Genomic DNA, 24,479 nt, shown 5'->3' on the forward strand with positions numbered 1-24,479 from the left:
GCAATTGCCGTCTATCCTTGGGGGTGTGACGGCCCTAGCCATCTGATTCCGATTTTTATTATTGATCCTTAAAGGAGTGCGGCACATGTCAAAAGGGCATTCGCTACAAGACCCTTACTTGAACACTTTACGTAAAGAGAAAGTTGGGGTGTCCATCTATCTGGTCAACGGGATCAAACTGCAAGGCACGATCGAGTCTTTCGACCAGTTCGTCATCCTTCTGAAAAACACCGTCAGCCAGATGGTCTACAAGCACGCTATCTCGACAGTAGTGCCGGTTCGTCCGATTCGTCTGCCTAGCGCAACCGAATCCGAAGGCGGCGATGCTGAGCCGGGTAACGCCTGATAGGAGTCTCCTTTGTTCTTTGAGCGCCACGGTGGTGGTGAACGGACAATTCTCGTTCACTTGGATGGACAGGACCCTGAGGCGCGCGAAGATCCGCAGGAGTTTCAGGAATTGGCACTTTCGGCCGGCGCCGAGACCGTCGCGTTTTTCAACGTGTCGCGTCATCGGCCAACGGCCAAGTTCCTGATCGGCAGTGGCAAGGTCGAAGAGTTGCGCGACCTGGTCAAGGCCGAACAGGTCGATCTGGTGATTTTCAATCACATCCTCACGCCCAGCCAGGAGCGTAACCTCGAACGTGTCTTCGAGTGTCGCGTGATCGACCGTACCGGCTTGATCCTGGATATTTTCGCCCAACGCGCCCGCACCCATGAAGGCAAGCTCCAGGTCGAATTGGCCCAGCTTGAGCACATGAGTACGCGGCTGGTTCGCGGCTGGACTCACCTTGAGCGGCAAAAGGGCGGTATCGGCCTGCGCGGCCCGGGTGAAACCCAGCTGGAGACCGACCGGCGCCTGCTGCGGGTTCGCCTGCGCCAGATCAAGGGGCGCCTGGAGAAGGTCCGCAGCCAGCGCGAGCAGTCGCGACGCGGTCGCAAGCGCGCGGAAATCCCGACGGTTTCACTGGTGGGTTATACCAACGCCGGCAAATCGACCCTGTTCAATAACGTTACCCAGTCCGAGGTCTACGCGGCCGACCAACTGTTCGCCACGCTCGACCCGACCCTGCGCCGGCTCGACCTGGACGACCTGGGCCCGATCGTTCTGGCTGACACCGTGGGCTTCATCCGCCACCTGCCGCACAAACTGGTCGAGGCTTTCCGGGCTACGCTCGAAGAGTCGAGCAATTCGGACCTGCTGCTGCACGTGATCGATGCCGCCGAACCGGACCGCATGCTGCAGATCGAGCAGGTGATGGTGGTGCTGGGCGAGATCGGGGCCCAGGACTTGCCGATCCTCGAGGTATACAACAAACTCGATTTGCTCGAAGGGGTAGAGCCCCAGATCCAGCGCGATGCCGATGGCAAGCCGCAACGGGTCTGGTTGTCAGCCCGCGACGGTTCCGGCCTGGACCTGCTCAAGCAGGCGGTGGCCGAGTTGCTGGGCGACGATCTGTTTGTCGGCACCTTGAAACTGCCGCAGCGTTTCGCCCGGCTGCGCGCCCAGTTCTTTGAGTTGGGGGCGGTGCAGAAAGAAGAACACGACGATGAGGGCATCTGCCTGCTGGCGGTTCGCCTGCCCCGGTCGGAACTGAACCGACTGGTCAGTCGCGAAGGGCTGCAACCGATGGAATTCATCGAGCAACACACTTTGCAATAAAAGCCTGAGAAAGCTGTGTCAGGCATTCTGTAGCATTGGCCGGCGCGCCGTGGGTGCGTCTTTGCTTTATCAGATGGAGAGCGCTATGGCTTGGAATGAGCCGGGTGGCAACTCGAATAATCAGGATCCCTGGGGCGGCAAGCGTCGTAACAACGGCGACCGCAAGGGGCCGCCGGATCTCGACGAGGCCTTCCGCAAGCTGCAGGAAAGCCTGAACGGTTTGTTCGGTGGTGGTAAGAAACGCGGTGACGATGGCGGCGGTCGTCCGGGCAAGGGCGGCGGTTTCGGCCTGCTCGGCATCGGTCTCGTCGTGCTCGCGGCTGTCTGGCTGTACAGCGCCGTGTATGTCGTGGACGAGCAGGAGCAAGCCGTGGTGCTGCGCTTCGGCAAGTACTACGAGACGGTTGGCCCGGGCCTGAACATCTACTTCCCGCCAATCGATCAGAAGTACATGGAAAACGTCACGCGCGAGCGTGCCTACAGCAAGCAGGGCCAGATGCTCACCGAAGACGAGAACATCGTCGAAGTGCCGCTGACCGTGCAGTACAAGATCACCAACCTGCAGGACTTCGTGCTGAACGTCGACCAGCCGGAAATCAGCCTGCAACACGCAACCGAAAGCGCCCTGCGCCATGTGGTGGGTTCCACCGCCATGGACCAGGTGCTGACCGAAGGCCGTGAATTGATGGCGAGCGAGATCAAGGAGCGCCTGCAACGGTTCCTCGACACCTATCGCACCGGCATCACCGTGACCCAGGTCAACGTGCAGAGCGCCGCGGCGCCACGTGAAGTCCAGGAAGCGTTCGACGACGTGATCCGTGCCCGTGAAGACGAGCAACGTTCGCGCAACCAGGCCGAAACCTACGCCAACGGCGTCGTGCCGGAAGCCCGTGGCCAGGCCCAGCGCATCATCGAAGATGCCAACGGTTACCGCGACGAAGTGGTCTCGCGCGCCAAGGGTGAAGCCGATCGCTTCACCAAGCTGGTGGCCGAGTACCGCAAGGCCCCTGAAGTGACCCGTCAGCGCTTGTACCTGGATACCATGCAGGAGGTCTTCAGCAATACCAGCAAGGTCCTCGTGACCGGCAACAAGAACGGCCAGAGCAACCTGCTGTACCTGCCGCTGGACAAGATGGTCGAGGGCAGTCGCAACAGCAATCCCGCGCCGGCCACCACGTCGAGCGCCAGCAATGAAGCCAATGCACGTGCGGCGGCGGACCTGCAGCAACAGCCAGCACGTACCAGGGAGAGTCGCTGATGAGCAATAAATCGCTGATCGCCCTTATTGTCGGCGTCGTCGTGGCGATCGCTGCCTGGAACTGCTTCTACATCGTGTCTCAGACCGAGCGCGCGGTGTTGCTGCAATTCGGTCGCGTGGTCCAGGCGGATGTCCAGCCGGGGCTGCACGTGAAGGTGCCGTACGTCAACAAGGTGCGCAAGTTCGACGCCCGCCTGATGACGCTGGATGCGCCGACGCAACGCTTCCTGACGCTGGAAAAGAAAGCCGTGATGGTGGATGCCTATGCCAAGTGGCGGGTGAAAGATGCCGAGCGCTTCTACACCGCGACCTCCGGCCTCAAGCAGATCGCTGACGAACGTCTGTCCCGTCGCCTGGAGTCGGGCCTGCGTGACCAGTTCGGTAAGCGCACACTGCACGAAGTGGTGTCCGGCGAGCGTGATGCGCTCATGGCTGACATCACCCGTTCGCTGAACGCGATGGCCGAGAAAGAGCTGGGCATCGAAGTCGTCGATGTCCGGGTCAAGGCCATCGACCTGCCGAAGGAAGTGAACCGCAGCGTGTTCGAGCGCATGAGCACCGAGCGTGAGCGTGAAGCCCGCGAGCACCGCGCCAAGGGTAACGAGCTGGCCGAAGGCATCCGTGCCGACGCCGATCGCCAACGCCGCGTGCTGTTGGCCGAAGCCTATCGCGAATCGGAAGAGGTCCGGGGTGATGGTGACGCCCAGGCCGCTGCGATCTACGCCAAGGCCTATGGCCAGGATCAGGATTTCTACGCGTTCTACCGTAGCCTGCAGGCCTATCGTGAAAGCTTTGCGAACAAATCCGACGTCATGGTCCTGGACCCAAGCAGCGATTTCTTCCGGTACCTGGAGAAGTCCAAGCCTTGATGCGCCGTTGACCTGAGCACTCCGCCCGGCGGCTAAAACGTCGGGTGGGGTGATCCTTCGGGAAAACGTGTGTATGATGCGGCAGCCGGGAAATTCCCGGCTTTTTTGCGTCTGCACGTTCGATTGTGGTTTCACGTTGCAGGCGCCGGGTTGAACGACTCGACAGGTTTTTCGAGGAAAGTGCCGGGCGAGGCGGCAATGCGGTTCATTCCAGGCGTTGATGAAGGACCTGTGACGAGGGAGCTTGCTCCCGCTGGGCTGCGTAGCAGCCCCTAGGTGAGCGCTTCGCACTCAAGCGGGAGCAAGCTCCCTCGCTACAGAATTCAATGACCTTGACTGAGCGGCACGGCGCCATTCGTCACGTCGCCCTTGCGCGTGTTTTGTGCGCGGGCCGGGCATTTTCTGCTTCACTCAAGGCTTGCCCGAGGGCTGGCCGCCCGGACCATAGGGGAATGGCGTAATGGCAACGGTAGACCGCTGGCTGCTGCCAGATGGCATCGAAGAAGTACTGCCACCGGAAGCTGCGCGCATCGAAGTAGCGCGTCGGCAGGTGTTGGATCTGTTCCAGAGCTGGGGTTACGAGTTCGTCGTGACGCCGCATATCGAGTACCTGGAATCCCTGCTGACCGGCGCAGGCCAGGACCTGGATCTGCGCACCTTCAAGGTAATCGACCCGCAGTCGGGCCGGCAGATGGGCTTTCGGGCCGACATCACGCCGCAAGTGGCGCGCATTGATGCCCACACCCTGCGTCGCGAGGGCCCGAGCCGCTTGTGCTACGCCGGCAGTGTGCTGCACGCTCAACCGCGCGCCTTGTCATCGTCCCGCAGCCCGATCCAGTTGGGCGCCGAGCTGTATGGTGACGCCAGCCCCGTCAGCGACGTAGAAGTCATCAGCCTGATGTTGGCCATGCTGCAACTGGCCGACGTGCCGGATGTTCATATGGACCTGGGGCATGTCGGCATCTATCGCGGCCTGGCCCGTGCGGCCGGTCTGTCCGGTGAAGTGGAACAACAGCTGTTCGACGCCCTGCAACGCAAGGCCATCGACGAAGTTATCAGCCTGACCGAAGGCCTGCCGGCCGATCTGTCGGACATGCTGCGGGCGCTGGTGGACCTGTGTGGCGGCCGTGAAGTGCTGGTCGCCGCCCGTGAACGCCTGGCCCAGGCGCCGGCACCGGTGTTGGCGGCCCTGGACGATCTGCTGGCGATCGCCGAGCGTCTGTCGGTGCGCTTCCCCGAGCTGCCGTTGTATTTCGACCTGGGCGAGTTGCGTGGTTATCACTACCACACCGGCGTCGTGTTCGCGGTGTTCGTACCGGGCGTGGGCCAGTCCATTGCCCAGGGCGGTCGTTACGATGACATCGGCGCCGACTTCGGGCGTGCCCGTCCGGCGACCGGCTTTTCTACCGATTTGAAAACCCTGGTGACCCTGGGGCGTGCTGAGGTCGAGCTACCGTCTGGCGGTATCTGGATGCCTGACAGCACGGATGCGGCACTCTGGCAGGCGGTCTGCCAGTTGCGCAGTGAGGGTCAGCGTGTCGTCCAGGCTTTGCCCGGGCAACCTTTGGCCGCCGCCCGTGAAGCGGACTGCGACCGGCAATTGATTCAGCAGAACGGGCTTTGGCAAGTATTGCCGCTGGCTTCTTGAGTTTTCCCGCCGGCCGCGGCCGGCACCAAGTTTGCGCGAATGAGGACAAGTGTTATGGGTAAGAATGTCGTAGTCCTGGGCACCCAGTGGGGTGATGAGGGCAAAGGCAAGATCGTTGATCTGCTGACCGAACATGCTGCCGCCGTAGTGCGCTACCAGGGTGGCCACAACGCAGGTCACACCCTGGTGATCGATGGTGAAAAGACCGTTCTGCACCTGATTCCGTCGGGCGTGCTGCGCGAAGGCGTGCAATGCCTGATCGGCAACGGTGTGGTGGTGGCCCCCGACGCGTTGCTGCGGGAAATCATCAAGCTGGAAGAGAAAGGCGTACCGGTGCGCGAGCGCCTGCGTATCAGCCCGTCCTGCCCGCTGATCCTGTCCTATCACGTTGCGTTGGACCAGGCTCGTGAAAAGGCCCGTGGCGAGCTGAAGATCGGCACCACCGGTCGCGGCATCGGCCCGGCCTATGAAGACAAGGTCGCCCGTCGCGGCCTGCGTATCGGTGACCTGTTCCACCGCGAGCGTTTCGCCGCCAAGCTGGGCGAGTTGCTGGACTACCACAACTTCGTACTGGTCAATTACTACAAAGAACCGGCCATCGACTTCCAGAAAACCCTGGACGAATGCATGGAATACGCCGAGCTGCTCAAGCCGATGATGCTCGACGTCACCGCCGAGCTGCACGAGCTGCGTCGCGCCGGCAAGGACATCATGTTCGAAGGCGCCCAGGGTTCGCTGCTGGACATCGACCACGGCACCTACCCGTACGTCACCAGCTCCAACACCACTGCCGGCGGCATCGCCACCGGTTCGGGCTTCGGGCCGATGTACGTGGACTACATCCTGGGCATCACCAAGGCGTACACCACTCGCGTCGGTTCGGGCCCGTTTCCGACCGAGCTGTTCGACGACATTGGCGCGTTTCTGGCCAAGCGTGGCCACGAGTTCGGTGCCACCACCGGCCGTGCCCGTCGTTGCGGCTGGTTCGATGCCGTCATCCTGCGTCGCGCCATCGACGTCAACAGCATCTCGGGCCTGTGCCTGACCAAGCTGGACGTACTGGACGGCCTGGAAACCATCAACATCTGCGTGGGCTACAAGAACCAGGACGGTGCTGTCATCGATGCACCGACCGACGCCGACAGCTACATCGGCCTGGAACCGGTGTACGAGCAGATGCCGGGTTGGGCTGAATCGACTGTGGGCGCCAAGACCCTGGAAGAGCTGCCAGTGGCGGCTCGCAACTACATCAAGCGCGTCGAAGAGTTGGTCGGTGCGCCGATCGACATTATTTCGACGGGGCCGGATCGCAACGAAACCATCGTCCTGCGCCATCCGTTCGGCTGATAAGTCACTGATGTAAAAAACAAAGGACCCTCGTTTGGGTCCTTTGTCGTTTCTCCCTGCCGTTCGGCACGACACTTGCTATGGATGTCCATTACCGGCACCTTTTGACGAGTGCCATCAATATAATGGCGTTCGCTAGAGGGATTTCCCGTGTCGGCTGTTCTCTCACTGTTACAAAGCCGTTTGCTGCGGCCGGTGTTCGTTACCCTGGGTATCGCCCTTTTGGTGCAAGTGCTGGTGGCGGTTGCGCTGACCCGTAGCACAGTCACGGCCCTTGAGGCTGATCTCGGTTCGCGGCTGGGGGCTGACAGTCAGAAGCTTTCGGCCGAGCTGGAACAAGCCGGGCGCGAAGTCACCTCCAGCCTGGACAGTCTCTCCGCCAATACGCGTCAGCGTCTGAACGCCGGGCTTTCCACCCGCCTGAAAGACGAACAGGCGCAATTGCGTGGTGCCCTGGAAAAGGATCTGCGCGACTCCGCCAATGATATGGCGCAACTGCTGGCCTCCGTCGCCCCCCGCGCCATGTGGGACAGCGACGTTCCTACCCTGTCCGAGTTCGCCCGTCGCGCCCAGCGTAATCCCAACGTGTTGTTTGTCATCTACGACGACGCGGCCGGTGAGCACCTGACCCGGTACCTCAACCGGGAAAACCCGATCAACAAGGCTCTGTTGGAAAAGGGCAAGGGTGAGAGGGCGCTGGACAAGGTCTTGGATGCGGCAAAGAACGATCCGTCAGTGTATTACCTTGAAGCTTCGATCAACCCCAACGGCGTGGAGATCGGCAAGGTCTTGATGGGCGTGTCCACGGCGTCCGTGGAAAACGACCTGAAGGCGCTGGATCAGCGCTTCGCGGCCTTGATTGCCAGCAGCGACCAGTTGGTCGGCGATAGCCTCAAGGGGGCCGCGGCCGACAGTGCCACCGCGATGCGCGGTCGCCTGCAATCGGCCCAGGCCACCGCCACGCAGATGCAAACCAACACCGCCAGCGCTGTGCAGGAAGCCGCCGGTACCTTGCGCTGGCGCATCGGCCTGGGCCTGGCACTGGTGGGCTTCGGCGTTCTGGTGCTGCTGGCCGTGGTGCTGGGGCGTCGGGTGGTCAATCGCTTGAAGCTGCTGATCGCGGCCATGAACGATCTGGCGGCGGGTGAGGGCGACCTGACCAAGCGCGTGCAGATCAACAGCAAGGACGAAATCGGCGATATGGCCTCGGCGGTCAATCGGTTTGTGGATAAGTTGCAGCCCATCGTGCGCGAGGCGGGTGACGTGGCCCAGCGCACCGGGGTGGAAATCGGCGCAATGACCTTGCGTAATTCCGGCGCCGACGCGGCCGCCGGAATGCAGCGTGATGAAGTGGCCGAGAGCCTGCGTGCACTGTCGCAGATGGCCGATGAAGCGCAGTCGGAAAGCCAGGCGATGCAGGCGGCCTTGCAACAAGTGGTGGAGATTCGCCAGGCCACCGATGAAAACACGCGTACATCGGCCAAGGTCAGTGGTTTGATCGAGGCCTTGGCCGGACAGGTCGACACCGGGGCGAAAGTCATCGAGCGGCTGGCGCAACAGAGTGAACAGATTGAAGTGGTGCTGACGGTGATCCACGGCATCGCCGAGCAGACTAACTTGTTGGCCTTGAACGCGGCCATCGAGGCGGCGCGGGCCGGGGAAACCGGGCGCGGCTTTGCGGTGGTGGCAGACGAAGTGCGGGCGTTGGCAAGCAAGACCCAGAGCTCCACGGGCGATATCCAGGCGCATATCGTGGCGTTGCAGCAAGGCGCTCGCGAAGCGGTGGCAGCGATTGGCCAGGCCGGGCGCCAGGCCAGTGAAGGCTTGCTGGTGCTGCGTGACAGTGCGCGGTTGCAGCAGTCGGTGCAGGTGTCCGTCGAGCAGGTGCATGCGGCCATCGGCCTGGCGACCCAGGCGGCGGCTCATCAGGCCCAGGGCGCGCAAGCGGTGCGTGGGCGGGTGGAGACGATCCATGCCCAAGCCGAGAAAGCGGCCCAGGCTGTGGTCGAGACCACCGCCAGCGGCAAGGTGCTGGACAGTCTGGCGGCGCAGTTGAAGGCGAGCCTGGGGCAGTTCAGGGCCTGATCGATGCCTGGGCCGGCCTTATTGCGAACAGGCTCGCTCCAACAGATGATCTCGAGCGTGGCATCGGGTCAATGTGGGAGCGAGCCTGCTTGCGATAGCCATTTCAGCGGCTCAGATACATCCGCGTCGTCAGCAAATAAACCGGCAATCCCGACACCACGATCAGCAGCGCCGCATAAGGCGCTGCCGCCGCGAACTCCACATTCGACGTATGGGCCCAGACCGCTGTCGCCAGCGTATTGAGCCCGGTGGGGCTCAGCAATAGCGTGGCGGTCAGTTCCTTCATGGCATCCAGGAATACCAAGGCGAACGCGGCGCCCAGTGCCGGAAAGATGATTGGCAAGGTTACCCGGCAAAAAGCACTGAACGACGACGCGCCCAGGGTGCGTGCCGCCTCCTCCAGTTGTGGTGCGGCTTTGTTCAAGGCGGTGCGCACCGGGGCCTGGGCCAGCGGCAGGAACAGCAGCGCATAGGCGATCAGCAGCAAACCTGAGGTCTGGTACAGCGCCGGCACATAGTGCAGCGCGAAATACACCAGGCTCAGGGCGATCACCAGCCCTGGCAGCGCGTGCAGCAGATAGGGCAGGCGTTCGGCCCACACTGCCAGGCGCCCCTTGTAGCGCACCACCAGCAGACCCACCGGCACGGCCAGTAACAGGCAGAGCGCGGCGCCGCCAAGTGACAGGGCCAGCGATGACAGCAACGCCTCGCCGATCTCCCCGAGCGGGAATGCGGCGGAAGTGCCGACCGCCAGCCAGTACACCAGCATCCCCAGCGGAATCCCGCTGCCAATGATCGTCAGGCCCAGGCAATACGCCTGGCCGATAAACGCCCAGGACCCCAGTTGCACCTGTTCGGCCTGGCGTGCCGCGCCTTGGCCGGTGCGCACATGGCGGCCTTTGCCGCGCATCCGCAGTTCCAGCCAGAGCAGCGTCAAGCACAGCGCGAGCAAGACCGCCGACAGCATGGCGGCGTTGGCGTTGCTGAATTCCAGCTCGAACTGCTGGTAGATGGCGGTGGTGAAGGTTTGCAGGCCGATAATCGACAGTGCGCCGAACTCCACCAGCATGTGCAACGCAATCAGCAACGATCCGGCCAGCAACGAGGGCCAGAGCAGCGGCAGGGTGACACGAAAGAACACGCCCCAGCGGTTTTGCCCCAGGGTACGGGCAGATTCTTCGAGGGACGGATCCAGGTTGCGCAAAGTGGCTGCCACGGGAAGAAAGATCAGTGGGTACTTCGACAGGCTCATCACCAGGATCGCCCCGCCCAGGCCTTCGAACTGCGCGCTGAGGGAAACCCAGGTGAAACTGCTGACAAACGCCGGTACCGCGAACGGCAGGCAGAGGAGCACACCCCATAACCGGCGTCCGGGTAGATTGCTGCGTTCGAGCAACCAGGCCAGGGACAGCCCGATGACGCCGCAGGCCAGCGTGACGCCGAGCATCAGTGCCAGGGTATTGCGCAGCAAGCCGAACACGTACGGTCGCCACAGCAGATGCAGCGCCTCGACCCAGCCCGCTTGCCAGGCCTTCGTTGCCACGTACAGCAGTGGCAGCGCGCTCAACAGCACCAGCAGCGCCACCGGCAATAGCAGGCCGATGGGAGGACGCTTGCGTCGGGGTATATGCCCCCCTGTCATGGACGCAGCGTTCAGCGATGGCGTCATCAGTTCAGGCCGACTTCGCGTTCCAGCTCCAGCGCTTCTTCGGCGTTGCCCAGGTCGGCCGGGGTAACCTTCGGCGGCTCCAGCTCACTGAATGGCTTGAGTCCGCGATCCGACACCATGCCCTTGTGCAGTGGATACTCGGCGGACATCTGGGTGATCACCCGCTGGCCTTCTTCACTCGCCATATAGGCAAGCAATTGCTGGGCTTGCTCGGGGTGTTTGCTGGATTTCAAGGCCGCGGCGCTGGACACGGTCACCAGCCCACCGGCATCACCGCCGGTGAAATAATGCAGTTTGGAAGCGAGCTGGCCTTTTTCTCGCTGCAAGGCGAACCAGTAATAATTGTTCACCAGCACGGTTGCCACTTCGCCGTTTTCCACGGCCTTGAGGGCGACCATGTTGTTGCTGTAGACCTTGCCAAAGGCGCGCAGCCCGGTGAGCCATTCTTCGGCGGCTTCCATGCCGTGCAGCTTGATAATGGCGACGGCCTGTTCCTGGAACGCGCCGCTGGTCGGTACGAAGCCGACCTTGCCTTGCCATTGCGGCTGGGCAAAATCGAGGACGGTTTTGGGCAGGTCTTTTTCATCGACCAGTTTCGGGTTGTAGGCCACTACACGCACGCGGGCGGTGACGCCCATCCAGGTGCCATTGCCGGCGACGTAGTCCTTGGGCAGCACATTCAGGGTGGCGTCGTCGATCTTCGCCAGCAGGCCTTGCTCACCGAGTTTGTTCAGGGGCGGCGATTCTTCGGTGTAGATCACATCGGCGGGTGAGCGCTCGCCTTCTTCGAGCACCTGGCTGGCCAGTTGATTGCTGCTGCCTTTGCGTACATTGACGTGGATGCCGGTCTTGGCCTCGAAAGCCTTGGCCAGCGCTTCTCCGACTTCCTTGTGCTGGCCGTTGTAGAGAGTCAGTTCCACCTTGTCGGCGGCGTGGGTGAGGGGTGTTGCGAGGGCCAGGCCGAGCAGGGTGCAGTTGAGCGCGCGGCGCAGGGTGGTTCTGGACATCATTCGCAGGTTCCTCACTGTCGTGTAGCAAAAACTTGTAACAATGATAAACGATATTGTTTCTCATGTGCGTCTGAATGTCCTCAGGGCAGGCACCGTTCCCGTGGCGAGGGAGCTTGCTCCCGCTGGGCTACGAAGTAGCCCCAAGGCTCGCGGGGCATGGAGCGTCAGGCCGGTCCTGCGGGAGCAAGCGCCCTCGCCACAGAAGCAAGCCCCAAAAACGCAAAAACCCGCTTTCGCGGGTTTCTGTGAGGTTCAAGGCCATGACCTTGAAGCTTGAATTGGTGCCCAGAAGAAGACTCGAACTTCCACGACCTTGCGGTCACCAGCACCTGAAGCTGGCGTGTCTACCAATTTCACCATCTGGGCAGCATCTTCAGCGTTGCCGCTGTCGATGGGGCGCACTATACGGAGCGCATTTTGATCTGTAAACCCCTGTTTTTGTTTTAGTAATTACCAAAACGAATTGCCTGGGGCAGAAATGCAAAAACCCGCTTTCGCGGGTTTTTGTGAAGCTGACAGGTCGGTGACCTGTTGCTTGAAATTGGTGCCCAGAAGAAGACTCGAACTTCCACGACCTTGCGGTCACCAGCACCTGAAGCTGGCGTGTCTACCAATTTCACCATCTGGGCAGTATCGGCAACGTGTGTACGTCGTCGATGGCGCGCACTATACGGAGCGTGTTTTTAACTGTAAACCCCTCTCTGCAAAAAAACCTGGAAATTTCGCCAGCGGCGCGATCACAGGCTCCAAAGGGCGGTCGAAGCACTTCAGAAAGAGGATTCAAGTGCCTGAAATTTCCCGTTTCATTAAGCCTATGCCAAACTAACCCGCATATAGACAAGGTGAAAACTCTCTAATGGCCGATTGGCAGTCCCTCGATCCCGAGGCCGCTCGTGAAGCGGAAAAATATGAAAACCCTATTCCCAGCCGCGAACTGATCCTGGCGCATCTCGCCGATCGGGGTTCGCCTGCTAGCCGCGAGCAATTGGTCGAAGAGTTCGGTCTGACCACCGAAGACCAGCTCGAAGCCCTGCGCCGCCGTCTGCGCGCCATGGAACGTGACGCCCAGCTGATCTACACCCGCCGCGGCACTTATGCGCCGGTGGATAAGCTTGACCTGATCCTCGGTCGCATCGCTGGTCATCGGGACGGCTTCGGCTTCCTGATCCCGGACGACGGCAGCGACGACCTGTTCATGAGCCCGGCGCAGATGCGCCTGGTGTTCGACGGCGACCGGGCCCTGGCCCGCGTGTCCGGCCTGGACCGTCGCGGTCGTCGTGAAGGCGTGATCGTCGAAGTGGTGTCTCGTGCCCACGAAAGCATCGTTGGCCGTTATTTCGAAGAAGGCGGCATCGGCTTCGTCGTCGCGGACAATCCGAAGATCCAGCAGGAAGTGTTGGTCACCCCGGGCCGCAACGCCAACGCCAAGATTGGTCAGTTCGTCGAAGTGAAAATCACGCACTGGCCAACCCCGCGCTTCCAGCCGCAAGGCGACGTGGTGGAAGTGGTCGGCAACTACATGGCGCCGGGCATGGAAATCGACGTTGCCCTGCGCACCTATGACATCCCGCACGTGTGGCCTGAAGCAGTCCTCAAGGAGGCTGCCAAGCTCAAGCCGGAAGTCGAGGAGAAGGACAAAGAGAAGCGCATCGACCTGCGTCACCTGCCGTTTGTCACCATCGACGGCGAAGACGCCCGGGACTTCGACGACGCGGTCTACTGCGAAGCCCGGCCCGGCAAGCTGCGCCTGTTCTCCGGCGGCTGGAAGCTGTACGTGGCGATCGCCGACGTCTCCAGCTACGTGAAGCTCGGTTCGGCGCTGGACGCCGAGGCCCAGGTGCGCGGCAACTCGGTGTATTTCCCCGAGCGCGTCGTGCCGATGCTGCCTGAAGAGCTGTCCAACGGCCTGTGCTCGCTCAACCCCCATGTCGATCGCCTGGCCATGGTCTGCGAGATGAACATCTCCAAATCCGGCGAAATGACCGACTACTGCTTCTACGAAGCGGTGATCCATTCCCACGCCCGCCTGACCTACAACAAGGTCAGCGCGATGCTTGAGACGCCGAAACTGGCTGAATCGCGCAAGCTGCGCGGTGAGTACAGCGAGGTGTTGCCGGACCTCAAGCAACTCTATGCGTTGTACAAGGTATTGTTGGGTGCCCGTCATGCCCGTGGCGCGATTGATTTCGAGACCCAGGAAACCCGGATTATCTTCGGCTCCGAGCGCAAGATCGCCGAAATTCGTCCGACCGTGCGCAACGACGCGCACAAATTGATCGAGGAATGCATGCTGGCGGCCAACGTGGCCACCGCCGAATTCCTGAAGAAGCACGAAATCCCTGCGTTGTACCGGGTCCACGACGGTCCGCCGCCGGAGCGTCTGGAGAAATTGCGGGCCTTCCTCGGTGAGCTGGGCCTGTCCTTGCACAAAGGCAAGGAAGGTCCGACACCCAAGGACTACCAGGCTCTGCTGGCCAGCATCAAGGACCGTCCGGACTTCCACCTGATCCAGACCGTCATGCTGCGCTCGTTGAGCCAGGCGGTGTACAGCGCGGACAACCAGGGCCACTTCGGCCTGAACTACGAGGCCTATACCCACTTCACTTCGCCGATCCGCCGCTACCCCGATCTGCTTACGCACCGGGCGATCCGCAGCGTGATCCATTCGAAGATGAACACCCCGCACGTCAAGCGTGCCGGTGCGATGACCATTCCGAAAGCGCGTATCTATCCGTACGACGAAGCGGCGCTGGAGCAGCTTGGCGAACAGTGCTCGATGAGCGAGCGGCGCGCCGACGAAGCGACTCGCGACGTGGTGAACTGGCTCAAGTGCGAATACATGAAGGATCGCGTGGGTGAGTCGTTCCCCGGCGTGATCACGGCCGTGACCGGCTTCGGCCTGTTCGTCGAACTGACCGATATCTATGTCGAAGGCCTGGTGCATGTCACCGCGCTGCCAGCCGATTACTACCACTTCGACCCTGTGCATCACCGTCTGGCGGGCGAGCGCACCGGTCGTAGCTTCCGTCTGGGCGACACCGTTGAGGTGCGGGTGATGCGCGTCGACCTGGACGAGCGCAAGATCGACTTCGAGATGGCGGAAAAAACCATCAGCGCGCCGATTGGCCGCAAGAAGCGCGGCGCTGAAACCTCCGCCCCTGCGGCCAAGACTGCCGCCGAGCCCGCTTCGTCCAAGTCCGGGCGTCGCGGTTCGGCCAAGGAAAAGGCTGTCGAAGCCTATCGCCCGAGCGATGCCGCGGCGAAAAACGCCGAAGTACGCAAAAGCCGTGAAATGAAGCAGGCGTTGCTGGCTGAGGCCAAGGCCGGCGGCAAGGCGGCGTCCGGCAAGGCCGGGCGGTCGGCTCCGGACAAGGCGGCCAGCAAGCCGAGCAAACACCGTAAAGGCCCGCCGAAAGCGGGCTCGGCCCCGGCCAAAAGTGGCGGGGCGCGTAAACCCAAGGCCAAGTCATGAGTCAGTTGGAGAAAATCTACGGTGTGCACGCCGTGGAAGCGTTGTTGCGTCATCACCCCAAGCGGGTCAAGCAGATCTGGTTGGCCGAAGGTCGCAGCGAGCCACGGGTCCAGACCCTGGTCGAACTGGCCAATGAAAACCGCGTGGCCGTCGGCCAGGCCGAACGGCGCGAGATGGATGCCTGGGTCGAAGGTGTCCACCAGGGCGTTGTTGCTGAAGTCAGCCCGAGCCAGGTCTGGGGCGAGGCGATGCTCGACGAGTTGCTCGACCGCACCGAAGGCGCGCCCTTGCTGCTGGTGCTGGACGGTGTGACCGATCCCCACAACCTCGGCGCCTGCCTGCGTTCGGCGGACGCCGCCGGGGCATTGGCGGTGATCGTGCCCAAGGACAAGTCGGCGACCTTGACGCCGGTGGTGCGCAAAGTCGCCTGCGGTGCGGCGGAAGTCATTCCCCTGGTGGCCGTGACCAACCTGGCGCGTACCCTGGAAAAACTCCAGCAGCGCGGCTTGTGGATTGTCGGCACGGCAGGCGAGGCCGAGGTCAGTATCTATGACCAGGACCTCACCGGCCCGACCATCCTGATCATGGGCGCTGAAGGCAAAGGCATGCGTCGCCTGACTCGTGAACATTGCGACTATTTGGTCAAATTGCCGATGGCCGGCAGCGTCAGCAGCCTCAACGTCTCGGTAGCGACCGGGGTGTGCCTGTTCGAGGCGATGCGCCAGCGTGGGACGAAGGCTGCTACGGCCGCCAAAAAGCCCTGATCCAGTTGCAGTCCCTGTGGGAGCGAGCCTGCTCGCGATAGCGGTGGGTCAGTTTGCATTTGTGCTGACTGACCCACCGCTATCGCGAGCAGGCTCGCTCCCACAGTGGTTTGGTGTGTGGGCGCGATTGTGACTGTTCAAATAATCACCAATTGCCTTGCGCCGCCTTCGACCCTTCTCTACAATTGCGCCCCTTGCTGTGATGGCAGGCACTTATGTGTCTAGCGTCCTCAAGTCCATAAGTGTCATTCACTCCTTGTCTGACCGTTTTTAAGCGGCAGGCTACAACCCGTAAGGAGCATTCATGCGTCATTACGAAATCATCTTTTTGGTCCACCCGGATCAAAGCGAGCAAGTCGGCGGCATGGTTGAGCGTTACACCAAGCTGATCGAAGAAGACGGCGGCAAAATCCACCGTCTGGAAGACTGGGGCCGTCGTCAACTGGCCTATGCAATCAACAATGTTCACAAGGCTCACTACGTGATGCTGAACGTTGAGTGCACCGGCAAGGCCCTGGCCGAGCTGGAAGACAACTTCCGCTACAACGATGCAGTGATCCGTAACCTGGTCATCCGTCGCGAAGAAGCCATCACCGGCCAATCCGAGATGCTCAAGGCTGAAGAAAACCGCAGTGAGCGCCGTGAGCGTCGCGACCGTCCTGAGCACTCTGACAGCGCCGATGGCGATGACAGCGATAGCGACAGCGACAACAGCGATAACGCTGACGAGTAATCCACGGACCTTTTAAGGAGCCAATCACATGGCACGTTTCTTCCGTCGTCGTAAATTCTGCCGCTTCACCGCTGAAGACGTGAAAGAGATCGACTACAAAGATCTCAACACCCTGAAAGCCTACGTATCCGAGACCGGCAAAATCGTTCCAAGCCGTATCACCGGTACCAAAGCTCGTTATCAGCGTCAGCTGGCCACCGCTATCAAGCGCGCCCGCTTCCTGGCCCTGCTGGCCTACACCGACAGCCACGGCCGCTGAGACCGGGCAGTCGACGAGTAGTAAGGGATCGAATGCATGCGCGCCTTGGCTGACTTCATCATGCGGGGACGTGTGCAGGCCACGCTGGTCGTGGCCGGATCCGCGGCATTGCCGCTGTTGTTCTGGTTGAGTGCCGCCGCCGGGAGCCTGGTGCTTCTGCGGCGCGGTTCGGACGCCTTGAGCGTCCTGGGTATCGGGGTGGTGTCAGCGTTGGTGAGCTGGTACTTCCTGAAGGACCCGACGACACTCCTGGTGTTGCTCGGGGCTGGCGGCCTGGCGTTGATTCTGCGCGCCGGGCATACCTGGAATCGCGTGCTGCTTTGCAGCGTGGCCGTGGGGTTGTTGTGTGCGGTGAGCCTGGGGACTGTATTCAGTTCCATCATCGAATCACTGGCGCAGACGTTCGAGAACGTCCTGCCGCTGGCGATGGGTGGGGTCTACGAGACACTCTCGGCAGACGAAAAGGCGTTTTTCACCCGCATGGCCGCACCGCTGACGATCATTTCGATAGCAGCTTCGTTGCAGATCCTTAGCGTGCTGTGCCTGATTCTCGGGCGCTATTGGCAGGCTTCGTTGTACAACCCCGGTGGTTTCGGGCGTGAATTTCGCGCAATCCGATTCCCCAAGAGCGTGGCGCTGTCACTGCTGGCCGTCATGTTTGTGGCCCCGTTTTTCGGGCTGCATGCACTGATTCTGATGCCGTTGTGCAGTGTACCGCTGGTCTTCGCCGGCCTGGCCCTGGTTCACGGGCTGGTGGCGCAGAAACGACTGGCTGCTTTCTGGCTGGTGGGGATGTACGTGACGTTGTTGCCTTTCATGCACTTGCTCGGTCCGTTGCTCGTGGTCCTGGCCATCGTTGACAGCCTGATTGATTTTCGCGGTCGGATGGCGTCGAAAGACGCCGACAACGCGAACGGTGAAGGTTAAAAGTTAGAGGATTTTCACATGCAACTGATCCTTCTGGAAAAAATCGCCAACCTGGGCAACCTGGGCGACAAAGTAAACGTTAAGGCCGGCTACGGTCGTAACTACCTGCTGCCTTTCGGCAAAGCCACCGCTGCGACCGCTGCCAACTTGGCTGCGTTCGAAGAGCGTCGCGCTGAGCTGGAAAAAGCTGCCGCAGACCGTAAAGCCTCGGCTGAAAGCCGTGCTGCCCAACTGGCCGAGCTGGAAGTGACCATCACTGCCACTGCTGGCGACGAAGGCAAGCTGTTCGGTTCGATCGGTACCCACGACATCGCTGACGCACTGACCGCCTCCGGCGTTGAAGTCGCGAAAAGCGAAGTTCGTCTGCCGAACGGCACCATCCGCAACGTGGGTGAATTCGACGTCGCCGTGCACTTGCACGCCGAAGTTGAAGCCACTGTACGCGTTGTCGTGGTAGCAGCCTAAGCAACATCTGTCGGCTGGCACCCTTGGGTACTAGTCGGTAACATCGGGCACGATCCTGTCTACAGGTCGTGCCCTTTGTCTTTCTGCAATTGCTGTTTCCATCACCAGAATCCCCGTGGCCATGAACGAAATCACCGCTCCTGAGCAATATGATCTGCAAACCGCTGCCCTGAAGGTGCCGCCGCATTCCATCGAGGCCGAACAGGCCGTACTCGGTGGCCTGATGCTGGACAACAACGCCTGGGAGCGCGTGCTCGATCAAGTGTCCGACGGCGATTTCTACCGGCATGACCACCGCCTGATCTTCCGTGCGATCGCCAAATTGGCCGATCAGAACATGCCGATCGACGTCGTGACCCTGGCCGAGCAATTGGACAAGGAGGGACAGACGTCCCAGGTCGGCGGCCTTGGCTACCTGGGTGAGCTGGCGAAAAATACGCCGTCCGTCGCCAACATCAAGGCCTATGCGCAAATCGTTCGGCAACGTGCGACTTTGCGTCAGCTGATCGGCATCAGTAACGAGATCGCCGACAGTGCATTCAACCCCGAAGGCCGCACTGCCGAAGAGATCCTCGACGAAGCCGAACGGCAGATCTTCCAGATAGCCGAGGCCCGGCCGAAGACCGGCGGCCCGGTCGGCGTCAATGAGCTGCTGACCAAGGCCATCGACCGGATCGATACGCTGTTCAACACTTCCGACGCGATCACGGGCTTGTCCACTGGCTATACCGACCTCGACGAGAAAACCAGCGGCCTGCAACCGGCCGACCTGATCATTGTCGCTGGCCGTCCGTCGATGGGTAAGACCACCTTTGCAATGAACCTGGTGGAAAACGCCGTACTGCGCAGCGACAAGGCCGTCCTGGTCTACTCTTTGGAGATGCCAGGTGAATCGCTGATCATGCGTATGCTTTCTTCCCTGGGGCGCATCGACCAGACCAAGGTCCGTTCCGGCCAGCTGGAAGACGACGACTGGCCACGCCTGACCTCGGCGGTCAACCTGCTCAACGACCGCAAGCTGTTCATCGACGATACGGCCGGCATCAGCCCGTCGGAAATGCGCGCCCGCACCCGGCGCCTGGTACGTGAGCACGGTGAGATCGGTTTGATCATGATCGACTACCTGCAACTGATGCAGATTCCCGGCTCCAGCGGCGACAACCGGACCAACGAGATTTCCGAGATCTCCCGTTCCCTCAAGGCCCTGGCGAAGGAGTTCAACTGCCCGGTGGTGGCGCTTTCCCAGCTGAACCGCTCCCTGGAACAGCGCCCCAACAAGCGCCCAGTGAACTCCGACTTGCGGGAATCGGGTGCGATCGAGCAGGACGCCGACGTCATCATGTTCGTGTACCGCGACGAGGTGTATCACCCGGAGACGGAACACAAAGGCATTGCCGAAATCATCATCGGCAAGCAGCGGAACGGGCCGATCGGCTTTATCCGCCTGGCGTTCATCGGTAAGTACACGCGCTTTGAGAACCTGGCGCCGGGTAGCTATAACTTCGACGATGATGAATAACCTGCCACCGCCCCTGTGGCGAGGGAGCTTGCTCCCGCTGGGCTGCGCAGCAGCCCCCAACAAGGCAAAAATTTTCCTGACAAATAGCACCAATTGATTGTGCGGCTGCTACGCAGCCGAGCGGGAGCAAGCTCCCTCGCCACAAATTGGTTATTTTTTGTGCTATATTCCGCGCCCGCGATTTTCCATCTTCTATACCGGTCATCGACATGCAAGCAGCCAAGCCGTTATTTGACTATCCCAAGTACTGGGCCGAATGTTTCGGCCCGGCGCCGTTCCTGCCCATGAGCAGGGAGGAGATGGATCAGCTCGGCTGGGATTCGTGCGACATCATCATCGTGACCGGTGACGCGTACGTCGACCACCCGTCGTTCGGCATGGCGATCATTGGCCGTCTGCTGGAAGCCCAGGGCTTCCGCGTCGGGATCATTGCCCAGCCGAACTGGCAGTCCAAGGACGACTTCATGAAGCTCGGCGAGCCCAACCTGTTCTTCGGTGTCGCGGCCGGCAACATGGACTCGATGATCAACCGCTACACCGCCGACAAGAAAATCCGCTCCGACGACGCCTACACGCCCGGCGGCCTGGCGGGCAAGCGGCCGGACCGAGCGAGCCTGGTCTACAGCCAGCGCTGCAAGGAAGCCTACAAGCATGTGCCGATCGTGCTGGGCGGCATCGAGGCGTCCCTGCGGCGCATCGCCCACTACGACTACTGGCAGGACCGGGTGCGCAACTCGATCCTGATCGATGCCTGCGCCGACATCCTGCTCTACGGCAACGCCGAACGGGCGATTGTCGAAGTCGCCCAGCGTCTGTCCTACGGGCACAAGATCGAAGACATCACCGATGTGCGTGGCACTGCGTTCATCCGCCGCGACACGCCGAAAGACTGGTACGAAGTCGATTCCACGCGCATCGACCGCCCGGGCAAGATCGACAAGATCATCAACCCGTACGTGAACACCCAGGACACTGCGGCCTGCGCCATCGAGCAGGAGAAGGGGCCGGTTGAGGACCCCGGCGAAGCCAAGGTCGTGCAGATCCTGGCCAGCCCGAAAATGACCCGTGACAAAACCGTGATCCGTCTGCCATCGGTGGAAAAAGTACGCAACGACCCCGTGCTCTACGCCCACGCCAACCGCGTGCTGCATCTGGAAACCAACCCGGGTAACGCCCGGGCGCTGGTGCAGAAGCACGGCGAGGTCGATGTCTGGTTCAACCCGCCGCCCATTCCCATGACCACCGAGGAAATGGACTACGTGTTCGGTATGCCTTACGCGCGTGTTCCGCATCCGGCGTACGGCAAGGAAAAGATCCCGGCCTACGAGATGATCCGTTTCTCGGTGAACATCATGCGCGGCTGCTTTGGCGGTTGCACCTTCTGCTCGATCACCGAGCACGAAGGCCGGATCATCCAGAACCGTTCCGAAGAGTCGATCATTCGCGAGATCGAAGAGATCCGTGACAAGGTCCCGGGCTTTACCGGGGTTATTTCCGACCTTGGCGGCCCGACCGCGAACATGTACCGCATCGCCTGCAAGAGCCCGGAAATCGAATCCGCTTGCCGCAAGCCGTCCTGCGTGTTCCCTGGCATCTGCCCGAACCTGAACACCGATCATTCTTCCTTGATCCAGCTGTACCGCAGCGCCCGGGCCTTGCCTGGGGTGAAGAAGATCCTGATCGCCTCCGGCCTGCGTTATGACCTGGCGGTCGAGTCGCCGGAATACGTCAAGGAGCTGGTGACCCATCACGTCGGCGGCTACCTTAAGATCGCGCCTGAGCATACCGAGGAAGGGCCGCTCAACCAGATGATGAAGCCGGGTATCGGTACCTACGACCGGTTCAAGCGCATGTTCGAGAAGTTCAGCAAGGAAGCCGGGAAAGAACAGTATCTGATCCCATACTTCATCGCTGCCCACCCAGGCACCACCGACGAAGACATGATGAACCTGGCGCTGTGGCTCAAGGGCAACGGCTTCCGTGCCGACCAGGTGCAGGCGTTCTACCCGTCGCCGATGGCCAGCGCCACCGCGATGTACCACTCGGGCAAGAACCCGCTGCGCAAGGTCACCTACAAAAGCGACGGCGTGACCATCGTCAAGAGTGAAGAACAGCGCCGCCTGCACAAGGCCTTCCTGCGCTATCACGACCCCAAGGGTTGGCCGATGTTGCGTGAGGCGCTGACCCGCATGGGCCGCGCCGACCTGATCGGGCCGGGCAAGCACCAGTTGATCCCGCTGCACCAGCCGGCGGCTGACAGCTACCAGAGCGCTCGTCGCAAGAACTCGACGCCGGCCGGCAGCCACAAAGTGGGCAAGGGCACCAAGATCCTGACCCAGCACACCGGCCTGCCACCGCGTGGCAGCGACGGCGCCAACCCTTGGGACAAGCGCGAGCAAGCCAAGGCCGCGGCCTTCGCCCGCAACCAACAGGCCGCCAAGGAGCGCAAGGATGCCGCCAAGGGCAAAGGCCCGAAGCCTGCGCGCAAGCCTGTGGTACCGCGCTGATCCTTGAGCGATAACGCAAAACGCCAGCCTGAGTGCTGGCGTTTTGCTTTCTAGCGACGCTGCTGGCCGTTTGTTATCGTGGCGCCCGCCAATGAAAGCGGGCGCACTCCTGTGACGAGGGAGCTTGTTCCCGCTGGGACGGTCCGACGCCTCGGGCGAAGCGCCCCCCCAATACACACCGAAATGACCTGACACACTGAGGTGTATGGTTTTGGGGCTGTTTCACACCCCAGCGGGAGCAAGCTCCTCGCCACAGGTTCAGTGTTGGTAAAGACATTTCTCGACTGCCAAGGACGATAGACATGAGCACCCCGCTGCCGGGTATCGGCATGGACAACACATTCTCCCAATTCATGGCCCGCCAACGCATCGAAAGCCAGATCAACCTGCCACGCTTGTTCGCTGCCATTGATGCCGACCCCGGGATTGTTGGGGCGGGCGTGGTGTACATCGACGCCGAATTCAACGTGGTGACCCTGCGCGAGTTCAAGCCGATCTGCAGCATCGCGCCCAAGCGGATCATTTTGCGTGAGGCGCAGAAGTACATTGCGCCGGCTCAGTTTGCCCAGCAGGTGCAAGACAACCCTCGGGAGTCGCGATTGGTCGCAGAGGCGATCAATACCAGCTTGTCCTGTGCGGGAGCCGTTATCGGTTGGGTCGTGGTGCTTAGCGGTTCCGTTGCAATCCCCTTTTCAGCTGGAACCAGTAGCGTGATCGCTGCCTTGGGCTATACCGCTGCCGTCGCCAGCACCGTCCAATGTCTTGCGAGCGGCTATCGCGCTCGCAATGAAATCAGTAATCCAGCCCGAAATGATCAACTCGACAGCGAAGAGTGGTACCAATACACGATGATTGCTCTGGACGCCGCGTCCTTGGTAGGGGTAGGTGCGTCTTCGCTGACGACCCTCAAGCTGGTCAGACTGAATAAGGCTACAACAGGTAAAAGTGTGCGAGAGGTGCTTAGGGGGTTAAATCGACAAGAACGGGCCAAACTGACCAAGGAGTTGTTGAGTATCAATGACCCTCGCTTGACCTCAAAACTCCTGAAGTTGAAGCAGTTGTCCGGTGAGCTACCCAAACGCTTCACATCAACTCAGCTCAAGCATGCAACGGTCACGCAGATACGGGACGCCTTGGGGGCCGTGATCGGCTTCACCGGAAGCGCAGTTTCTGGAAATGTCCGGACGATTGCCGTAGGCCTGTATGAGGAAATAGACCAGTGAAGGATCAACCCAGTATTCGCGGCTTTTTATTCAGGTATTTCCCCGTCTTCATAGGGGGAATACTGGCGTCGGTCTTTGCCTTGGTGTTCGCTGTTCCGCTGTTCTTTGACAGCTATTTCCGGGACCTTTCCTTGGCCGATGACGCGAAATGGTCGTTTCTGAGCGGAGTTGCCCTTACCCTTGTCATAGTGCATTGCAATTTCATGATTGCGCGCGGACGCCCGCGCTGGGTGTTGCTGTTGTCGATGGTGCTGGGCCTTTGTTTTTTATGTGTACTGCCCACAATTGAATATCGACCCAACAGGCTGATTTACAGTTTGAGTCTGCTTTTTCCGCTGCTCGCCCTCTTGCTGCTCAACAGCAAGCGCCACCGTGAAATGCGCCGCAAGCTGGTGGAAATCCGTCGCCAGCGCGAACTCATTATCCAAGCTATCAAGAGCCCACGGTCCCGCCGATGAGTCGTTATACAGGCAACGGCCATGAAGACCGTCGCCGTCGGCCTGTACGAGGAGTTCACGGAATGATTGGCGGCGGATCGCTGAAGGGCTTCCTTGCCCGTTATTTTCCGGTGTTCATGGGCACCATCCTACTGGCCTGCTTTTCAGGATCAACGTTGCTGGTGCTGGCTGGAACGACTTACTGGCGTGCCTTGGAACCCTCCGTCAGGACCGACTATGTCGGGCTCGGGACCTTGGCTCTAGTATTGGTCCTGGTAGTGGGCAACCTCTTGATTGCTCGCGGACGTGCCTGGGCCGTCTGGTGTGTATCGGGTTACTTTCTGGCCTGTCTGGGTGCGGTTATTCCGATGTTTGCCTACCGGCCGCATCAAGGCGTTTATTTGTCCGCGATGCTGCTGCCGCTGTTGGGATTACTACTGCTCAACAGCAAACGCCACCGTGAAATGCGCCGCAAACTGGTGGAAATCCGCCGCCAACGTGGACTCGTCATCCAAGCGGCCAAGACCTCGCGTTCCCGTCGCTGAGTCGATTCGCTACCGTCTCCCGCCACATTTATGTGCGCCCCTTTGCACGCGAAAGCGAGCAACGTCCGGTTTTAGTGCTCTA

At 61.0% G+C, this 24,479-nt stretch carries 20 protein-coding genes, 2 tRNA genes and 1 pseudogene; 19 read left to right on the forward strand and 4 right to left on the reverse strand.

Annotated features, from left to right (window positions below):
* Window positions 1-85: 85 nt before the first annotated feature.
* The 8 genes and pseudogenes from hfq to ACLEJR_RS04245 all read left to right on the forward strand — a co-directional run bounded on the left by hfq (window position 86) and on the right by ACLEJR_RS04245 (window position 8,867).
* A complete protein-coding gene (gene hfq / locus ACLEJR_RS04210) occupies window positions 86-346 on the forward strand; it encodes an RNA chaperone Hfq (protein WP_003186419.1) in 261 nt (86 codons plus the stop codon).
* A gap of 12 nt (window positions 347-358) precedes the next feature.
* Window positions 359-1,660 (forward strand): ribosome rescue GTPase HflX, encoded by a 1,302-nt coding sequence (gene hflX / locus ACLEJR_RS04215; RefSeq protein ID WP_440812331.1) that lies wholly within the window; start codon window positions 359-361, stop codon window positions 1,658-1,660.
* Window positions 1,661-1,745: 85 nt separating this feature from the next.
* Window positions 1,746-2,918 carry an FtsH protease activity modulator HflK gene (gene hflK, locus ACLEJR_RS04220; RefSeq protein ID WP_440812333.1) on the forward strand — a complete coding sequence of 391 codons (1,173 nt, stop codon included), beginning with the start codon at window positions 1,746-1,748 and terminating at the stop codon, window positions 2,916-2,918.
* Window positions 2,918-3,787, forward strand: coding sequence for a protease modulator HflC (hflC, locus tag ACLEJR_RS04225; protein ID WP_440796497.1), 870 nt, complete (start codon window positions 2,918-2,920; stop codon window positions 3,785-3,787). Before hflK ends, hflC begins: the two co-directional genes overlap by 1 nt.
* A gap of 460 nt (window positions 3,788-4,247) precedes the next feature.
* Window positions 4,248-5,435 carry an ATP phosphoribosyltransferase regulatory subunit gene (locus tag ACLEJR_RS04230; protein ID WP_440796498.1) on the forward strand — a complete coding sequence of 396 codons (1,188 nt, stop codon included), beginning with the start codon at window positions 4,248-4,250 and terminating at the stop codon, window positions 5,433-5,435.
* A 54-nt stretch (window positions 5,436-5,489) separates the two neighbouring features.
* Window positions 5,490-6,782, forward strand: coding sequence for an adenylosuccinate synthase (locus ACLEJR_RS04235; protein ID WP_440796499.1), 1,293 nt, complete (start codon window positions 5,490-5,492; stop codon window positions 6,780-6,782).
* Between the two features lie 1,125 nt (window positions 6,783-7,907).
* A pseudogene (locus ACLEJR_RS04240) lies at window positions 7,908-7,961 on the forward strand (hypothetical protein); the annotation flags it as partial.
* Window positions 7,962-8,162: 201 nt separating this feature from the next.
* Window positions 8,163-8,867, forward strand: a complete 705-nt coding sequence (locus ACLEJR_RS04245; RefSeq protein WP_440812514.1) for a methyl-accepting chemotaxis protein — start codon at window positions 8,163-8,165, stop codon at window positions 8,865-8,867.
* A gap of 103 nt (window positions 8,868-8,970) precedes the next feature.
* Here the strand turns inward: ACLEJR_RS04245 and ACLEJR_RS04250 are convergent, their stop codons facing one another.
* The 4 genes from ACLEJR_RS04250 to ACLEJR_RS04265 all read right to left on the reverse strand — a co-directional run bounded on the left by ACLEJR_RS04250 (window position 8,971) and on the right by ACLEJR_RS04265 (window position 12,175).
* Window positions 8,971-10,536: an ABC transporter permease gene (locus ACLEJR_RS04250; RefSeq protein WP_440812336.1), complete on the reverse strand. Its 1,566-nt coding sequence runs from the start codon at window positions 10,534-10,536 to the stop codon at window positions 8,971-8,973.
* On the reverse strand, window positions 10,536-11,546 hold the full coding sequence (locus ACLEJR_RS04255; RefSeq protein WP_440812339.1) for an extracellular solute-binding protein: 1,011 nt from the start codon (window positions 11,544-11,546) through the stop codon (window positions 10,536-10,538). The genes ACLEJR_RS04250 and ACLEJR_RS04255 overlap by 1 nt, the downstream gene beginning before the upstream one ends.
* 279 nt (window positions 11,547-11,825) lie before the next feature.
* Window positions 11,826-11,912: transfer RNA gene (locus tag ACLEJR_RS04260), tRNA-Leu, on the reverse strand.
* 176 nt (window positions 11,913-12,088) lie between these two features.
* Window positions 12,089-12,175: transfer RNA gene (locus ACLEJR_RS04265), tRNA-Leu, on the reverse strand.
* Between the two features lie 227 nt (window positions 12,176-12,402).
* On the opposite strand from ACLEJR_RS04265, the gene rnr reads away from it, so the two are divergent.
* From rnr to ACLEJR_RS04320, 11 genes are all read left to right on the forward strand, one after another.
* Window positions 12,403-15,018 (forward strand): ribonuclease R, encoded by a 2,616-nt coding sequence (gene rnr, locus ACLEJR_RS04270; RefSeq protein WP_440812342.1) that lies wholly within the window; start codon window positions 12,403-12,405, stop codon window positions 15,016-15,018.
* A complete protein-coding gene (gene rlmB / locus ACLEJR_RS04275; protein WP_440812345.1) occupies window positions 15,015-15,782 on the forward strand; it encodes a 23S rRNA (guanosine(2251)-2'-O)-methyltransferase RlmB in 768 nt (255 codons plus the stop codon). The genes rnr and rlmB overlap by 4 nt, the downstream gene beginning before the upstream one ends.
* 304 nt (window positions 15,783-16,086) lie before the next feature.
* Window positions 16,087-16,515: a 30S ribosomal protein S6 gene (rpsF, locus tag ACLEJR_RS04280; protein ID WP_144928417.1), complete on the forward strand. Its 429-nt coding sequence runs from the start codon at window positions 16,087-16,089 to the stop codon at window positions 16,513-16,515.
* 28 nt (window positions 16,516-16,543) lie between these two features.
* Window positions 16,544-16,774: a 30S ribosomal protein S18 gene (gene rpsR / locus ACLEJR_RS04285; RefSeq protein WP_002551829.1), complete on the forward strand. Its 231-nt coding sequence runs from the start codon at window positions 16,544-16,546 to the stop codon at window positions 16,772-16,774.
* 36 nt (window positions 16,775-16,810) lie between these two features.
* Window positions 16,811-17,701, forward strand: a complete 891-nt coding sequence (locus ACLEJR_RS04290; RefSeq protein ID WP_440812348.1) for a hypothetical protein — start codon at window positions 16,811-16,813, stop codon at window positions 17,699-17,701.
* A gap of 18 nt (window positions 17,702-17,719) precedes the next feature.
* Window positions 17,720-18,166, forward strand: coding sequence for a 50S ribosomal protein L9 (gene rplI, locus ACLEJR_RS04295; protein ID WP_003186385.1), 447 nt, complete (start codon window positions 17,720-17,722; stop codon window positions 18,164-18,166).
* 121 nt (window positions 18,167-18,287) lie between these two features.
* Window positions 18,288-19,685 (forward strand): replicative DNA helicase, encoded by a 1,398-nt coding sequence (gene dnaB / locus ACLEJR_RS04300; protein WP_440796505.1) that lies wholly within the window; start codon window positions 18,288-18,290, stop codon window positions 19,683-19,685.
* A gap of 209 nt (window positions 19,686-19,894) precedes the next feature.
* The gene (locus tag ACLEJR_RS04305) at window positions 19,895-22,192 is read left to right on the forward strand and encodes a YgiQ family radical SAM protein (RefSeq protein ID WP_440796506.1); all 2,298 of its coding nucleotides are present in this window, start codon (window positions 19,895-19,897) and stop codon (window positions 22,190-22,192) included.
* A 302-nt stretch (window positions 22,193-22,494) separates the two neighbouring features.
* Window positions 22,495-23,415, forward strand: a complete 921-nt coding sequence (locus ACLEJR_RS04310) for an NAD synthetase (protein ID WP_440796507.1) — start codon at window positions 22,495-22,497, stop codon at window positions 23,413-23,415.
* A complete protein-coding gene (locus ACLEJR_RS04315) occupies window positions 23,412-23,873 on the forward strand; it encodes a hypothetical protein (RefSeq protein ID WP_440796508.1) in 462 nt (153 codons plus the stop codon). The genes ACLEJR_RS04310 and ACLEJR_RS04315 overlap by 4 nt, the downstream gene beginning before the upstream one ends.
* 62 nt (window positions 23,874-23,935) lie before the next feature.
* Window positions 23,936-24,397, forward strand: a complete 462-nt coding sequence (locus ACLEJR_RS04320; protein WP_440812350.1) for a hypothetical protein — start codon at window positions 23,936-23,938, stop codon at window positions 24,395-24,397.
* The last annotated feature ends 82 nt before the right edge of the window (window positions 24,398-24,479 follow it).

It is taken from the genome of Pseudomonas sp. SMN5, from assembly GCF_052041925.1.
In the GTDB taxonomy this organism is placed as follows: Bacteria; Pseudomonadota; Gammaproteobacteria; order Pseudomonadales; family Pseudomonadaceae; genus Aquipseudomonas.

Excerpts from the sequence above, each read along its gene's own strand:
- hfq (WP_003186419.1), top strand. The coding sequence starts at position 86 with ATGTCAAAAGGGCATTCGCTACAAGACCCTTACTTGAACACTTTACGT.
- hflK (WP_440812333.1), top strand. The coding sequence starts at position 1,746 with ATGGCTTGGAATGAGCCGGGTGGCAACTCGAATAATCAGGATCCCTGG.
- hflC (WP_440796497.1), top strand. The coding sequence starts at position 2,918 with ATGAGCAATAAATCGCTGATCGCCCTTATTGTCGGCGTCGTCGTGGCG.
- ACLEJR_RS04230 (WP_440796498.1), top strand. The coding sequence starts at position 4,248 with ATGGCAACGGTAGACCGCTGGCTGCTGCCAGATGGCATCGAAGAAGTA.
- ACLEJR_RS04235 (WP_440796499.1), top strand. The coding sequence starts at position 5,490 with ATGGGTAAGAATGTCGTAGTCCTGGGCACCCAGTGGGGTGATGAGGGC.
- ACLEJR_RS04245 (WP_440812514.1), top strand. The coding sequence starts at position 8,163 with ATGGCCGATGAAGCGCAGTCGGAAAGCCAGGCGATGCAGGCGGCCTTG.
- ACLEJR_RS04250 (WP_440812336.1), bottom strand. The coding sequence starts at position 10,536 with ATGACGCCATCGCTGAACGCTGCGTCCATGACAGGGGGGCATATACCC.
- ACLEJR_RS04255 (WP_440812339.1), bottom strand. The coding sequence starts at position 11,546 with ATGATGTCCAGAACCACCCTGCGCCGCGCGCTCAACTGCACCCTGCTC.
- rnr (WP_440812342.1), top strand. The coding sequence starts at position 12,403 with ATGGCCGATTGGCAGTCCCTCGATCCCGAGGCCGCTCGTGAAGCGGAA.
- rlmB (WP_440812345.1), top strand. The coding sequence starts at position 15,015 with ATGAGTCAGTTGGAGAAAATCTACGGTGTGCACGCCGTGGAAGCGTTG.
- rpsF (WP_144928417.1), top strand. The coding sequence starts at position 16,087 with ATGCGTCATTACGAAATCATCTTTTTGGTCCACCCGGATCAAAGCGAG.
- rpsR (WP_002551829.1), top strand. The coding sequence starts at position 16,544 with ATGGCACGTTTCTTCCGTCGTCGTAAATTCTGCCGCTTCACCGCTGAA.
- ACLEJR_RS04290 (WP_440812348.1), top strand. The coding sequence starts at position 16,811 with ATGCGCGCCTTGGCTGACTTCATCATGCGGGGACGTGTGCAGGCCACG.
- rplI (WP_003186385.1), top strand. The coding sequence starts at position 17,720 with ATGCAACTGATCCTTCTGGAAAAAATCGCCAACCTGGGCAACCTGGGC.
- dnaB (WP_440796505.1), top strand. The coding sequence starts at position 18,288 with ATGAACGAAATCACCGCTCCTGAGCAATATGATCTGCAAACCGCTGCC.
- ACLEJR_RS04305 (WP_440796506.1), top strand. The coding sequence starts at position 19,895 with ATGCAAGCAGCCAAGCCGTTATTTGACTATCCCAAGTACTGGGCCGAA.
- ACLEJR_RS04310 (WP_440796507.1), top strand. The coding sequence starts at position 22,495 with ATGAGCACCCCGCTGCCGGGTATCGGCATGGACAACACATTCTCCCAA.
- ACLEJR_RS04320 (WP_440812350.1), top strand. The coding sequence starts at position 23,936 with ATGATTGGCGGCGGATCGCTGAAGGGCTTCCTTGCCCGTTATTTTCCG.